The sequence below is a fragment of the Pseudomonas sp. TH32 genome, from assembly GCF_016650855.1.
GTDB lineage: Bacteria > Pseudomonadota > Gammaproteobacteria > Pseudomonadales > Pseudomonadaceae > Aquipseudomonas.
The window spans coordinates 1,117,188-1,129,925 of record NZ_JAEKFA010000002.1; the positions used below are offsets into that span (position 1 = coordinate 1,117,188).

The window sequence follows — 12,738 nt, forward strand, 5'->3', positions numbered from 1 at the left end:
ACTTGGTTTTAATAAGCGCATACTGACTTCAGGACGTGACTTCCTGCGCCTGCCTCACGATTTCATCATCACCTGGAATAATGATGCCGTCCTTCATGCCCAACAGGACCGCCACCTTGTGGGCTTCTCCACGCCGTCCCTTTTTGCGCCCAGCGAGCACTTGATAAGTGGTTGCCGGGTCTACGCCATGTTCCCGGGCGAACGCTTGAACAGACTTACCTTGATGTTCCAGCCAGGCCTTGGCTTGTGCAGCAGTGCGAATACCGGGCATAGTTCAAAACCGTTCAAGTTTGTGTAAAACGAGATGAGTGTGTCACCTCTTGGGGTGTGCCAAATAGGATCATACATCCAAATGAGTGGAATCGGTTCCCGGTTAAGGCAAGAAAGAGAGCGACTCGGCCTGTCGCAGAAAAGTTTTGGTGAAATAGGAGGTGTAGAGGCGAACGCACAGGGTAAATATGAAAGTGGCGGTCGCGCGCCCAAGGCAGATTACCTGTCTCGCGTGGCAGAAAAAGGTGTCGATATCCTGTACGTGTTAACCGGCACGCCAACACCAACCCAACTTGAAAACCTCAGCCAGGTTGAAGAGAAAGTGCTGGGCAACTACCGGGCGATGTTCAAGGAAGACCAGGACGCAATCCATCGCTTGACCTCTACGTTGGCCGAGCATTCAGCCTTGAGCAACGGAAAAAACAGGTCTTCGGCCCAGGATTCCTGACCTTTTACCCAGGAAATCAAGCCGCGAGCCGTTCGGCGACGGTCTGTTGTGCATTGAAACTCTATATATATGACGCTTGCAGCTAGGTCTGCGCCTTGGTTTTTTGCTAAGGTGTTCAGCAACCTATAAGACCATATCGCGAGGTGTCTGCTTGATTAGGGTGCTAGTAGTCGATGACCATGATCTCGTTCGTACAGGCATTACACGAATGCTGGCTGACATCGATGGCCTGCAAGTAGTCGGCCAGGCCGAATCAGGGGAGGAATCCCTGATCAAGGCCCGGGAGTTGAAGCCCGACGTGGTTTTGATGGACGTCAAGATGCCCGGGATCGGCGGTCTTGGCGCCACTACGAAGTTGTTGCGCAGCCATCCGGATATCAAAGTCGTGGTAGTCACCGTGTGTGAAGAAGATCCGTTTCCTACACGGCTTCTACAAGCGGGCGCTGCCGGCTATCTGACAAAAGGTGCGGGCCTGGCGGAAATGGTCCAGGCCATTCGCCTGGTGTTTGCCGGTCAACGCTACATCAGTCCGCAGATTGCCCAGCAGTTGGCGATCAAGTCGTTCCAGCCCACCAGCGACTCGCCGTTCGATGCGCTGTCGGAGCGGGAAATCCAGATCGCCTTGATGATTGTCGGCTGCCAAAAAGTCCAGTCGATCTCCGACAAGCTGTGCCTGTCGCCGAAAACCGTGAACACCTACCGTTACCGGATTTTCGAAAAGCTTTCCATCAGCAGTGATGTTGAACTGACCCTGCTGGCGGTACGCCACGGCATGGTTGACGCCAGCGCCTGAAATGACAGCCCCTGAAATAAAATTCCTGTTCGATCCGAGTGCGTTTCTTGCAACCTGCAGTGGCCGCCCCGGCGTGTATCGCATGTTCGACAGCGAAGCGCGCCTGCTCTACGTCGGTAAAGCCAAGAACCTGAAGAGCCGCCTGGCGAGTTACTTCCGCAAGACGGGCCTGGCGCCGAAGACTGCGGCGCTGGTGGCGCGTATCGCCCAGGTCGAAACCACCATCACCGCCAATGAAACCGAGGCGCTGCTGCTTGAGCAGACGCTGATCAAGGAATGGCGGCCGCCCTACAACATCCTGCTGCGTGACGATAAGTCCTACCCGTACGTGTTTCTCTCGGACGGCGACTTTCCGCGCCTGAGCATCCATCGCGGTGCCAAGAAGCAGAAGGGCAAATATTTCGGGCCTTACCCCAGCGCCGGCGCCATCCGCGAGAGCCTGAGCCTGCTGCAAAAGGCGTTTTTCGTGCGCCAGTGCGAAGACAGTTTCTACAAGAACCGCAACCGCCCGTGCCTGCAATACCAGATCAAACGCTGCAAGGCGCCGTGCGTGGGCCTGGTTGAGCCGGCGGAATACGCCGAGGACGTGCGTCACTCGGTGATGTTCCTTGAAGGTCGCAGCAATGCCCTGGCCGATGAATTGTCCGGCGCCATGGAGCAAGCGGCCAGCACCCTGGATTTCGAGCGCGCCGCAGAACTGCGTGACCAGATTTCCCTGCTGCGCCGCGTCCAGGACCAGCAGAGCATGGAAGGCGGCACCGGCGACGTTGATGTCATCGCGGCCTTCGTCAACCCAGGCGGCGCCTGTGTGCACCTGATCAGCGTGCGGGGCGGGCGGGTGCTGGGCAGCAAGAACTTCTTCCCCCAGACCGGTATAGAAGAGGAGGTCGCCGAAGTCATGGCGGCGTTCCTGGGCCAGTACTACGTCAGCAGCCCCGAGCGCGACCTGCCGAGCGAGTTGATCGTCAACGTGGTGCACGAGGACTTCCCCGCGCTGATCGAGGCGATTCACGAACTGCGAGGCCGCGAGCTGGACATCAGCCACCGCGTGCGCGGCACCCGTGCCCGCTGGCAGCAGCTGGCAGTGACCAACGCCGAACAGGCCCTGGGCGCACGCCTGGCCAACCGCCAGCACGTCGCTGCACGGTTTGATGCCTTGGCCGAAGTGCTCAAGCTCGACGAACCGCCCCAGCGCCTGGAGTGCTACGACATCAGCCACTCCAGCGGCGAGGCCACCGTGGCCTCCTGCGTGGTGTTCGGGCCGGAAGGGCCGATCAAGTCCGATTACCGCCGTTACAACATCGAAGGCGTCACCCCGGGCGATGACTACGCTGCGATGCACCAGGCCCTGACCCGCCGCTTCAGCAAACTGAAGGACGGCGAGGGCAAGCTGCCGGACATTCTGCTGGTGGACGGCGGCAAGGGTCAGCTGTCCATGGCCCGCGACGTGCTCAACGAACTGGCCGTCCCCGACCTGATCCTGCTCGGCGTGGCCAAGGGTGCGACCCGCAAGGCCGGTTTCGAAACCTTGTACTTGAATGATGCGGCGCATGAGTTCACCTTGAAGGGCGACTCTCCGGCACTGCACCTGATCCAGCAGATCCGCGACGAAGCCCACCGTTTCGCCATCACCGGCCACCGTGCCCGGCGTGGCAAAACCCGGCGCACCTCAACCCTGGAAGGGGTGGCAGGGGTCGGGCCGACACGGCGGCGTGACCTGTTAAAACATTTTGGTGGCTTGCAGGAGCTGTCCCGTGCCAGCATCGAAGAAATAGCCAAAGCTCCCGGTATCAGTAAAAAGCTCGCAGAGTTGATTTATGCAAATCTGCACAGCGAGTAGAATGCCTTCTCACCTCGTAGCCAGTTGTGCCGATGAATATCCCTAATCTGATCACCGTACTACGCGTCCTGCTCATTCCAATTTTCATTTTGCTGTTTTACCTGCCGTACGAATGGAGCTACATGGCATCCAGTTCGGTCTTCGCCTTCGCGGCTGCCACCGACTGGCTGGACGGCTACCTGGCCCGCCGCCTGGAACAGAGCACGCCGTTTGGCGCGTTCCTCGACCCGGTGGCCGACAAACTGATGGTAGCGGTAGCCCTGGTGCTGCTGGTGCAGGAACACGGCAACCTCTGGCTGACCTTGCCGGCGGCCGTGATCATCGGTCGTGAGATCGTCGTTTCGGCCCTGCGGGAATGGATGGCCGAAATCGGCGCCCGTGCCCATGTGGCCGTGTCCAACATGGGCAAATGGAAAACCGCGGCGCAGATGCTCGCCCTGGTGATCCTGCTGGCCAACCCGTCGGACTTCTCCTTCTGGGTACTGCTGGGCTACGCCTTGCTGCTGATTGCCGCAGGCCTGACCTTGTGGTCCATGCTGCAATATTTGCGCGCCGCCTGGCCGCATCTGCGCACCGAGGTTGAAAAGAAATAAAACTTTTTTGAATCAAGGGGTTGACGGGTGATGAGGATTCTATAGAATGCGCATCACCAAGACGCGGGAATAGCTCAGTTGGTAGAGCACGACCTTGCCAAGGTCGGGGTCGCGAGTTCGAGTCTCGTTTCCCGCTCCAAATATTAAAAAGCGCCACTCATTGAGTGGCGCTTTTTTTTGCCTTTTTTATTCCAGTGGCCCGGTCTCTAGCTGACCCGAGGCACCGCCTTGATGGCCATGTACGCTTCCTTGATCTGCTCAAAACCATATTTCTCTTCAAGCCGTTTGACGATGAAGTGCCCCCGCGCCATGTCCTGATAGAAATGGGTGAACAGGGCATTGATCGTCGCCCCGGTAAAGGCGCCCATCACGGGAACGGCCTGCGCCGCGAACTTGCTGGAGATGGTAAAGCCGAAACGTGTCGCGACTTTGTCGATCAGGATCGCCAGCCATTTTCCGGCTTGCCCAGGCGACAGGCTGCCGATGGCCTTTGAGCCCTGCTTGGCGGCGATCCCCGCGAGTTCCTTCGACAGCTGTTGCATGGCCTGGGTGGTGAAACTGCGGGTGATGTAGTAGCCCGTCTCGGTGGCATCGTCGGCCTGGCTGGCGCCGCCCATGGCAAACACTTCGATGCACGCCTGCTTGGTGGCAAAGTCTGCCAGGTCAAATCCCTCGCTGCGCGCTACGTCGGCCACCGAGCGCATCATGATGGTGGTGGAGATCGGCAGCTCGATAAACAACGCCGCAACACCGAAGGCTCCGCCAATGGCGCCCGAGGTTGCCGCATAAACCTTGTGCCAGCGGGTCGAGGCGGACTTTTTCGGGTTGTTCTCCAGGCTCCACAGCGCTGCATCAGCGGAGGATTGCAGTGCCGCTGCCACAGCGCCGTTGATCCTTTTTGAAACCACGGCGGGCAGTGCCTTTACCGCACTTTCGATGGGGGAGCCGATCATGCCGGACAGCCTGGCCGTCAGGGAGGGGGACTCCAGCAAGCCGACGGCCCGCTTGAGATCCTGGTAGTCCTCGGGGTGGTCTTTGATGCTCACGGGCGTCTCCTTGAAGTTTTTCTGGCTCTCATAAAAACAAAGACCCGCGAGGAGGGCCATCGTGCCGTCACGCTTTACCCATTCTTTACCTGAGCGAGTGCTTTCTTCGCCAGCGGCTCGGTTAGGCTGCCAGTCATCTTGATCTGAACGACGGTGTGCATCGAATGAACCTTCAACCTCGGTACTGGCTGGCTGTGGGCGCCCTGGTGGGTAGCCTGGGATTGATCGCGGGTTGCGCGGGCGACCCGCCAAACCCGCGAGCCGCATTCAGCGAGCGGGTCAACAAAGAGCTGAGCACCGCGTATCAACCGTCCCGCTACGAAACCGCCGGCTGGGGCGCAACCTGGCAGTTCGACCAGCAAGCGGTGGAGGTTGCGTGGCTGGCGCCGGTGACCCATGAGCGCTTGCCGCTGATTATTTACTTGCCCGGTTTGGGTGAGTCGGCCTCGGGCGGGGTGGCGTGGCGCAAGGCGTGGGCGCAGGCCGGCTATGGGGTGCTGTCGGTTCAGGGGCACGCCCATGACCCGTCGGTGTTCGCCTCGCAGCAGGCGTTGTATGGCGATTTTCGCGGGATGGCGAGCGGTCATTACTCCGCCGCCTCCTTGCGGGACAGGCTGTCTACGTTGCAGAAAGTCCTGGCCGAGGTTCGGGCGCGGGCCGCCAAAGGTGACCCGCAGCTGGCTGCCATCGACTGGAACCAGGTGGTGGTGGCCGGCTTTGATTTAGGCACACAGACCGCAGAAGCACTCGCCGGCGCGCTGGAGCCTGGCGCTGCGTCGGGCGTCGCGATTCAGCCCCGGGCGCTGTTGCTGCTCAGCCCTTATGTGGACGCCGATGCCCGGCCAGACCGGTTCGCCCGGATATCGGCGCCCGTGCTGTCGATGACCGGGCAGCAGGATGAAGACCCGTTCAACTGGGTCAGTTCTTATCGCCAGCGAGAAGTGCTGGGCGAGTCGGTGACGGTGGCCGGCAGTGTCCAGTTGGAGTTGAACAGTGCGACCCACAAGACCTTGTCGGGTAGCGAACTGTTCAGCCGACCGGCAAAAAAGGCTGACAAGGGCGCTGATGCCTCCGGTGATGCCCCCAAAGGCCGAGGGCACAAGCATGGTTCCAGGCCCGGTGGCGGTAGCCCGATGGCAGGCGAGCCGGCGCCAGACCCCAAGCAAGTGGCTGCGATCCAGGCCATTGGCGTGGCGTTTCTGGACAGCCGCATCAAACACAATCCCGCGGCCACTGAGTGGTTGCACAACGGCGCGCCAGGCTGGCTGGGTGAGGCGGGGCGGTTGAAGTAGCACAGGTCATGCGTCTTGCGGCGACTGCTTTTTCTGCCAGGCTCGCGCGGGCTGCAGTGGATTCGCTACTATGTGGTTCACCCGAACCCTACCCGCCGTATCCGTTGGAGCCTTGAATGCCAAGCCAGAAGGACATCACCGCCGAGAGCGGCGCACCGATGATTCCTGATCAGCGCCGTGAGCTGATACTGCGTCAGTTACGCAAGCATCAAGTGATGAGTGTTCATCAGTTGATGGAGATGTTCGACTGCTCGCACATGACGGTGCGGCGCGATATTGCGTTGCTGGAACAGGAAGGCCGGGCGTATTCGGTCACCGGCGGGGTGCGCATTGCCAGTCAACTTCACAGCGAGCCGAGCCATCAGCTCAAGGCCGTGGTCGAGTTGCCGCAAAAGCAAGCCATGGCCAGGCTTGCCGCGCGTTTGCTGCGTGCGGACATGACGGTTTACCTGGACGCCGGCACCAGTACGCTGGAGATCGTGCCTTACATCAAGGCACTCGCCGGCATGACGGTGGTGACCAACGACTTCGGCGTGGTGCAGGCGCTGATGGACGCCCCGCAAGTCACGGTGATTCACACGGGTGGGCAGTTGGATCACTCCAACCATTCGTGTGTCGGCGGGCTGGCGGTGGCCACCCTGCGCCAGGTGGTCACCGACATCGCCTTCATCTCCACCAGCTCCTGGGACTTGCGGCGTGGAATCACCACCCCTTCGGCGCTGAAGGTGGAGGTCAAGCAGGTTGCCATGCAGTCGGCGTCGCAAGTGGTGCTGGTGGCCAGCAGTTCCAAGTACGGCACCTTCAGCATGTACAAGATCGCCGGGCTTGAGCAGTTCGATATCGTCATCAGTGATGCAGCGTTGGCGCCCGCCGCGGCAGACGGCATCCGCAAGCAAGGGGTCGAACTGATGTTGCCGTCCGACCCCGAGCAGGCCTAGCGCGCTTTTTCGGTCTGCTGCATGAACTGCCCCAACGCGTTCGCATAGAATTTCGCCATGCCGGTGGTGCCGTGGCCGCGGGTTTCGGCGCTGGCCGGAATCAGCAGCAACCGAGCATCCTTGAGTTCCCGCAGCGAGGCTTCCAGGCGACCGGTTTCCGGTGGGTTGCGTTCGTCGTCCGCCGAGTTGATGACCAGCACCGGAGCCTGGATTTTGCCCAGGCCTGGCGTTGCGTCGTAGTCGGCCGATGATTGCCACTGGTAGATAAAGTCATTGGCGTCGCCGGTTTGCGGCGCGTTGAGGCGCTCATCCACCAACTTGTCGGCCAGGGCCCGGGTAGGCGCCGCCGCCTGATAGGCCAGGGTGCCACCGCTGGTGCCGACACTGAACAGTGCATTCGCCAGGCGCAAGGACGGTGGTTGCACGCTGTAGTTGCCGTTGTTCCAGGCCGGGTCCTGTTTGATCGACTCCACCAGCAGCCGGCGCATCATCCAATTGCGTGACGACATCTCGGTGGGTTGTGAGGCCATAGGCACCAGGGCGTCCATCATCTGTGGCCAGGTCTGCCCCCACATCCAGGTCTGCATGCCGCCCATGGAGTTGCCGATGATCAGCCGCAGGTGCTTGACCCCCAGGCCCTCGGTGACCAGCCGGTACTGGGCCTGGACCATGTCCGTGTAGTTGTATTCGGGGAATTTGGCGCGCAGGCCGTCCGAGGGTTTGCTCGATTGGCCGACACCAATCCCGTCGGTGGAAATGATGTAGTACTTGCTGGCGTCCAGCGGCTGCCCGGGGCCGAACAGTTCGCCACCGAAATCCTTGCTCAACACATCACTGCCGGGCCGATAGGTGCCGTGCAGGTAGAGGATGGCCGGGTGCTTCGGGTTGCCAAGGGTGATGTAGTGCAGTTTCAGGTTGGCGAGCTTTTCACCGGTATGGAAGGTGAACTCGGGGGCTACCCAGTCACCTTCGGTCGCGGCCGGCAACGGCGCGGCGCTCACAGTGGAACCGGTAACGATCAGCGAAAACAGCAGCCCGATAGCGGGCCGGGAAGCGAAGCGCTGCATGGGAAGTGTCCTGTTGTTTTTGTTCTGGGAGCCCCTGCGCGAGCGGCGCGCAGGGGAGGGTCGCATTGGCTTAACGTGCCTTCCAGTCCCGCAGCCATTGCAGGCCGGCCGAGGTGTCGCCGCGCGGTCGGTATTCGCAGCCAATCCATCCGTCATACCCCAGTTCGTCGATCAGCTCGAACAGGTAAGGGTAATTCAGCTCCCCAAGGTTCGGCTCATGCCGGTCAGGCACACCGGCAATCTGGATATGGCCGATGCCGCCCATGTCGCGACGCAGCTTGACGGCCAGGTCGCCCTCGACGATCTGGCAGTGATAGCAGTCGAACTGCACTTTCAGGTTGCTGGCGCCGACTTCCTTGCAGATGGCCTGTGCCTGGTCCTGGCGGTTGAGGAAAAACCCCGGCATGTCCCGGGTGTTGATCGGTTCCAGCAGTACCGTGATACCGGCCTGCTGCGCCTGGGCGGCAGCGTAGGCGAGGTTCTCCAGGTACACGCCATGGTGACGGGCACGGTCGCTTTCCGACGGCAGCAAACCGGCCATCACGTGGACGCGGGTATTGCCCAGCACGGCCGCGTATTCCAGCGCCTGGTCGAAGCCGGCGCGAAACTCGTCCTCGCGCCCCGGCAAGGTCACGATGCCGCGCTCGCCCGCCGCCCAGTCACCGGGCGGCGCGTTGAACAGGGCTTGTACCAGGCCGTTGTCGGTCAGGCGTTGTTGCAGTTCCTGTGGGCTGTATTCATAGGGAAAGAGGTATTCCACCGCTTCAAAACCATCGGCAGCGGCCGCGGCGAAGCGCTCCAGAAACGGATGTTCGGGGTAGAGCATGCTCAGGTTGGCAGCAAAGCGAGGCATGTGAACTCCTGGTAAAAGCGATCAGACAAAAGGCCAGATCAACAGGGTGATAAGGAAGCCCAGGGTGCCCAGGAGGGTGGTGATCACCGTCCAGGTGCGCAGGCCGTCAGCCACGTTGAGCCCGGCCAGTTTAGTAAAAATCCAATAACCCGCGTCGTTGATGTGCGACATCGCCAGCCCGCCACCGCCCATGGCCAGGCACAGCAGCGCCATATGGTTGGGCGTGAGGTTGAGCGTGGCGATCAACGGGCTGATGATACCCGCAGTCGTCACCAGCGCCACGGTGGTCGAACCCTGCACCGCGCGCAGCAGCATGGTCAGCAAAAAGCCCAGCGCCAGCACCGGCAGCCCGGTGGTGCGCAGCAGGTCGGAGACCACTGCACCAATCCCGGTGTCCACCAGCACCTTGCCGAACACACCGCCGGCGCCCGCGATCAGGATCACCATGGCCACGCCGGGCAATGCCGAGCCGATCACATCGGACACCTGGGTACGGCTCCAGCCGCGACGGGAGCCGAGTAACCAGGCACACAGCAAGGTGTCGAGCAGAAGCGCCACCAGCGGTGCGCCGAGCACGGTCATGATCGCCCGCAGGGTCGATTCGATGGGCAGCAATGACGTCGCCAGCGTGCCCAGCAGAATCAGAATGATGGGCAACAGGATCAGGCTGACGATCAGCCCGAAACCCGGCGCCGGGGCGGGTGGCAGCTTGGCCACGATGCTGCTGGTGGATTCTTCCAGGCCCATGTGTGCGACGGCACCGGCAGCCTGTTCGACGTTCCGGGCATTGCCTTCGTGCCAGGCGCGCAGGTCATCGTTGGTCACGTGCGGCCCGTACACTTCTGCACGGATATCATCGGACATCGGGTAGAAACGCCGCGTCATGCGCCCCGCCACGCAGTAGCCGACGTAGCACAGGAATGCCGTGAGCGGCAGCCCGAACATCAGTACCCGGCCGAGGTCGGCGCCCAATTGGCTGGCGGCCGCCACGGCACCCGGATGGGGTGGCAGGAACGCATGCACCGTGAGCAATGCCGCGCACATCGGCAAGGCAAACATCAGCAGCGGTTTGCGCGCGCGGCGGGCGACACCGTACGCCAGCGGCATCAGGATGATCACCCCCACTTCGAAGAACACCGGCACGCCGATGATGAAGCCGGCAATGGTCAGCGCCAGCGGTGTGCGCCGGTTGCCGAAGCGTTCGATCAGGGTTTTCGCCAGCGCCTCGGCGCCGCCGGAGAGTTCGATGATGCGCCCGATCATGGCGCCCAGGGCGATGATGATTGCAATGTGGCCGAGGGTCTTGCCCATCCCGCCTTCGATGGTGGCGACCAGGTCGGCCGGTTTCACCCCGGCGACCAAAGCCACCAGGATGCTCACCAGCATCAACGCCACAAACGGCTGGAACTTGTATTTGAGGACCAGGAACAGCAGGAGCGCGATCCCGAGACCGGCGGTTGCCATCAGAATAAGCGGGCTCATCGCATCCACCCGTCGCGTCGAACGTGTGAAGGGTGAACGACACGGTAAGCGTCAACACTGCAGTAGGGCTGGGTCATGCTGGAATGTCCTGTTGTTTTTATTGTTCAGGCACGTTGTCGCGACAGCGTGGCAACCTTGTCGCGAAGGCGTGCATCAAGGGGTTGCGGGTAAATCCCGGCGCCTACCACTGGGCGCCGAACGTCTCCCGCAGTTCGTCCAGTGCGGCCTGGCCCAGTGGCGCCGGTCGCGGGTTGCTCATCAGCCAGAGTCGTGCGGTTTCTTCGAGTTCTTCCAGGGCATAGCTGGCCCTGGACACGGAGCTTTCCCAGACCACCGGGCCCAGTCGCTCGAGCATCACGCCGCGCACACGGTTGGCCAGTTGGGCCACCTGTTCGGCGACATTGGGTGCGCCGGGACGTTGGTAGTTGATCAGCGGGATATGGCCGACCTTCATCACCTGATACGGCGTGAGCGGCGGCAGGATGTCGTCCTGGCTCCACACGCCGGCCAGGGTCAGGGCCACCAGGTGGGTGGAATGGGTATGCACCACGCCACCGACCCCGGGGTTGCGGTCGTAGACCTGGCGATGCAGGGCCAGGGTCTTCGACGGCTTGTCCCCCGAGACCCATTTGCCCGCCAGGTCGACCTTGGCAATGGTCGTTGGGTCCAGGCGCCCCAGGCAGGCGTCGGTGGGGGTGATCAGCCAGCCGTCATCGAGCCGGGCGCTGATATTGCCGGCGCTGCCCACGGTGAACCCACGCTGGTAGAGGCTGTGCCCGACCGTGCAAATCTCCTCGCGCAGAGCGTTTTCGCGACTCATTGCGCACCTCCGGCCAATTGCTTCAGCGCCTTGTCGAAAAAGTCCCGGCCGCCGAAGTTGCCGGACTTGAGGGCCAGCGCCAGCGGCTCGGCAGTGTTGCTCACCGTGGCCGGCACGCCGGGGTCGATCTGTGCGCCAATCTGCAACAGGTGCACGCCGAGGGCTTTCACCACGGCGCCGGAGGTTTCACCGCCGGCCACCACAAAGCGCCGCACACCGCTGTCGCGCAGGGCTTGGGCGATGGCGCCCAGAGCGTTCTCCACCAGCTCGCCGGCACGCTCGACGCCCAGTTGCTGCTGGACCGCCTTGACCTCGTCCGGTGTACTGGTGGCGTAGATCAATACGGTGTGTGGCTGGTGGCGTGCAAAGGCCACGGCGTTTGCCACCACTGGCTCACCGGCTGCCAGGGCCAGTGGATCGATGCGCAGCGCCGGCCGCCCGGCTTCGATCCAGGCCGCTACCTGACCGTTGGTGGCGATCGACGCACTGCCAGCCAGTACCACTTCGCCGCCTTCCACCGTTGGCAGCGAGGCCGGGTCGAAGTCGCGCAGCTTGCCGGCACGGCGGAAGTTTTCCGGAAGCCCCAGGGCCAGGCCCGAGCCGCCGGTCAGTAGCGGCAAGTCGGCGCAGGCAGCGCCGAGGGTATAAAGGTCCTGGTCGGACAGGGCATCGGCAACCGCCATGCCGACACCCTGGGCGCGCAGCTCGGCGATCTTCTCGCGCACCTGCGCAACGCCCTGGGCGATGCTGTCGTAGCGCAGCAGGCCGACGGTGCGTGAGGTTTGCGATTGCAGCACGCGCACCAGGTTGGCATCGGTCATCGGGGTCAGCGGATGGTGCTGCATGCCCGACTCATTGAGTAATTGGTCGTGTACGAACAGGTGGCCTCGGAAGATCGTCCGGCCGTTTTCCGGAAACGCCGGGCAGGCGAGGGTGAAATCACCGCCCAGCGCCTTGAGCAGGGCTTCGCTGACCTGGCCGATATTGCCAGCGGAGGTTGAGTCGAACGTGGAGCAGTACTTGAAGAAAATCTGCTCGCAACCCTGTGCGCGCAACCATTGCAGGGCTGCCAATGAGTCGGCGACGGCCTCTGCAACGGGCAGGGTGCGGGATTTCAGGGCAATGACGATGGCATCGGCGTCCAGCCCGGCCGCGACTTCGTCGCTCGGGATGCCAATGCTCTGCACGGTACGCATTCCGCCGCGCACCAGCATGTTGGCGAGGTCGGTGGCCCCGGTGAAATCGTCGGCGATGCAGCCCAGCAAAGGGCGTGCGGCAGGTCGGTTCATGAAGCGG

The 12,738-nt window shown here is 62.2% G+C and carries 13 protein-coding genes and 1 tRNA gene; 7 read left to right on the top strand and 7 right to left on the bottom strand.

Annotation, left to right across the window (positions count from 1 at the left end; genetic code table 11):
• Positions 1-28: 28 nt before the first annotated feature.
• Positions 29-271: a DNA-binding protein gene (locus JFV30_RS08860; RefSeq protein ID WP_010173691.1), complete on the bottom strand. Its 243-nt coding sequence runs from the start codon at positions 269-271 to the stop codon at positions 29-31.
• A gap of 81 nt (positions 272-352) precedes the next feature.
• On the opposite strand from JFV30_RS08860, the gene JFV30_RS08865 reads away from it, so the two are divergent.
• From JFV30_RS08865 to JFV30_RS08885, 5 genes are all read left to right on the top strand, one after another.
• Entirely contained in the window at positions 353-718 is a 366-nt protein-coding gene (locus JFV30_RS08865) for a helix-turn-helix domain-containing protein (RefSeq protein ID WP_201123123.1), read from the top strand.
• A 151-nt stretch (positions 719-869) separates the two neighbouring features.
• On the top strand, positions 870-1,511 hold the full coding sequence (gene gacA / locus JFV30_RS08870; protein WP_008436066.1) for a response regulator transcription factor GacA: 642 nt from the start codon (positions 870-872) through the stop codon (positions 1,509-1,511).
• 1 nt (position 1,512) lies between these two features.
• On the top strand, positions 1,513-3,351 hold the full coding sequence (gene uvrC, locus JFV30_RS08875) for an excinuclease ABC subunit UvrC (RefSeq protein WP_029616035.1): 1,839 nt from the start codon (positions 1,513-1,515) through the stop codon (positions 3,349-3,351).
• Positions 3,352-3,383: 32 nt separating this feature from the next.
• On the top strand, positions 3,384-3,944 hold the full coding sequence (gene pgsA, locus JFV30_RS08880) for a CDP-diacylglycerol--glycerol-3-phosphate 3-phosphatidyltransferase (protein WP_003208929.1): 561 nt from the start codon (positions 3,384-3,386) through the stop codon (positions 3,942-3,944).
• 63 nt (positions 3,945-4,007) lie between these two features.
• Positions 4,008-4,083: transfer RNA gene (locus JFV30_RS08885), tRNA-Gly, on the top strand.
• 67 nt (positions 4,084-4,150) lie between these two features.
• On the opposite strand, the gene JFV30_RS08890 is transcribed toward JFV30_RS08885, so the two are convergent.
• Entirely contained in the window at positions 4,151-4,990 is an 840-nt protein-coding gene (locus tag JFV30_RS08890; protein WP_178120991.1) for an EcsC family protein, read from the bottom strand.
• Between the two features lie 164 nt (positions 4,991-5,154).
• Between JFV30_RS08890 and JFV30_RS08895 the strand changes: the two genes are divergently transcribed.
• The gene (locus JFV30_RS08895; RefSeq protein ID WP_201123126.1) at positions 5,155-6,282 is read left to right on the top strand and encodes an alpha/beta hydrolase; all 1,128 of its coding nucleotides are present in this window, start codon (positions 5,155-5,157) and stop codon (positions 6,280-6,282) included.
• A 116-nt stretch (positions 6,283-6,398) separates the two neighbouring features.
• Positions 6,399-7,220 carry a DeoR/GlpR family DNA-binding transcription regulator gene (locus JFV30_RS08900; protein WP_010173681.1) on the top strand — a complete coding sequence of 274 codons (822 nt, stop codon included), beginning with the start codon at positions 6,399-6,401 and terminating at the stop codon, positions 7,218-7,220.
• Here the strand turns inward: JFV30_RS08900 and JFV30_RS08905 are convergent.
• The 5 genes from JFV30_RS08905 to otnK form a co-directional block, all read right to left on the bottom strand.
• Positions 7,217-8,287 carry an alpha/beta fold hydrolase gene (locus tag JFV30_RS08905; RefSeq protein WP_201123127.1) on the bottom strand — a complete coding sequence of 357 codons (1,071 nt, stop codon included), beginning with the start codon at positions 8,285-8,287 and terminating at the stop codon, positions 7,217-7,219. The two genes, JFV30_RS08900 and JFV30_RS08905, sit on opposite strands and share 4 nt — an antisense overlap.
• 70 nt (positions 8,288-8,357) lie before the next feature.
• Positions 8,358-9,140, bottom strand: a complete 783-nt coding sequence (otnI, locus tag JFV30_RS08910) for a 2-oxo-tetronate isomerase (protein WP_201123129.1) — start codon at positions 9,138-9,140, stop codon at positions 8,358-8,360.
• A 21-nt stretch (positions 9,141-9,161) separates the two neighbouring features.
• The gene (locus tag JFV30_RS08915; RefSeq protein ID WP_201123131.1) at positions 9,162-10,622 is read right to left on the bottom strand and encodes a GntT/GntP/DsdX family permease; all 1,461 of its coding nucleotides are present in this window, start codon (positions 10,620-10,622) and stop codon (positions 9,162-9,164) included.
• Between the two features lie 181 nt (positions 10,623-10,803).
• On the bottom strand, positions 10,804-11,442 hold the full coding sequence (gene otnC, locus JFV30_RS08920) for a 3-oxo-tetronate 4-phosphate decarboxylase (protein WP_201123133.1): 639 nt from the start codon (positions 11,440-11,442) through the stop codon (positions 10,804-10,806).
• Positions 11,439-12,731, bottom strand: coding sequence for a 3-oxo-tetronate kinase (otnK, locus tag JFV30_RS08925; RefSeq protein WP_201123135.1), 1,293 nt, complete (start codon positions 12,729-12,731; stop codon positions 11,439-11,441). Before otnK ends, otnC begins: the two co-directional genes overlap by 4 nt.
• Positions 12,732-12,738 lie beyond the last annotated feature (7 nt).

Bases quoted from the DNA above. Each gene is read 5' to 3' on its own strand.
- JFV30_RS08860 (WP_010173691.1), bottom strand. From the start codon at position 271: ATGCCCGGTATTCGCACTGCTGCACAAGCCAAGGCCTGGCTGGAACAT.
- JFV30_RS08865 (WP_201123123.1), top strand. From the start codon at position 353: ATGAGTGGAATCGGTTCCCGGTTAAGGCAAGAAAGAGAGCGACTCGGC.
- uvrC (WP_029616035.1), top strand. From the start codon at position 1,513: ATGACAGCCCCTGAAATAAAATTCCTGTTCGATCCGAGTGCGTTTCTT.
- pgsA (WP_003208929.1), top strand. From the start codon at position 3,384: ATGAATATCCCTAATCTGATCACCGTACTACGCGTCCTGCTCATTCCA.
- JFV30_RS08895 (WP_201123126.1), top strand. From the start codon at position 5,155: ATGAACCTTCAACCTCGGTACTGGCTGGCTGTGGGCGCCCTGGTGGGT.
- JFV30_RS08900 (WP_010173681.1), top strand. From the start codon at position 6,399: ATGCCAAGCCAGAAGGACATCACCGCCGAGAGCGGCGCACCGATGATT.
- JFV30_RS08905 (WP_201123127.1), bottom strand. From the start codon at position 8,287: ATGCAGCGCTTCGCTTCCCGGCCCGCTATCGGGCTGCTGTTTTCGCTG.
- otnI (WP_201123129.1), bottom strand. From the start codon at position 9,140: ATGCCTCGCTTTGCTGCCAACCTGAGCATGCTCTACCCCGAACATCCG.
- JFV30_RS08915 (WP_201123131.1), bottom strand. From the start codon at position 10,622: ATGAGCCCGCTTATTCTGATGGCAACCGCCGGTCTCGGGATCGCGCTC.
- otnC (WP_201123133.1), bottom strand. From the start codon at position 11,442: ATGAGTCGCGAAAACGCTCTGCGCGAGGAGATTTGCACGGTCGGGCAC.
- otnK (WP_201123135.1), bottom strand. From the start codon at position 12,731: ATGAACCGACCTGCCGCACGCCCTTTGCTGGGCTGCATCGCCGACGAT.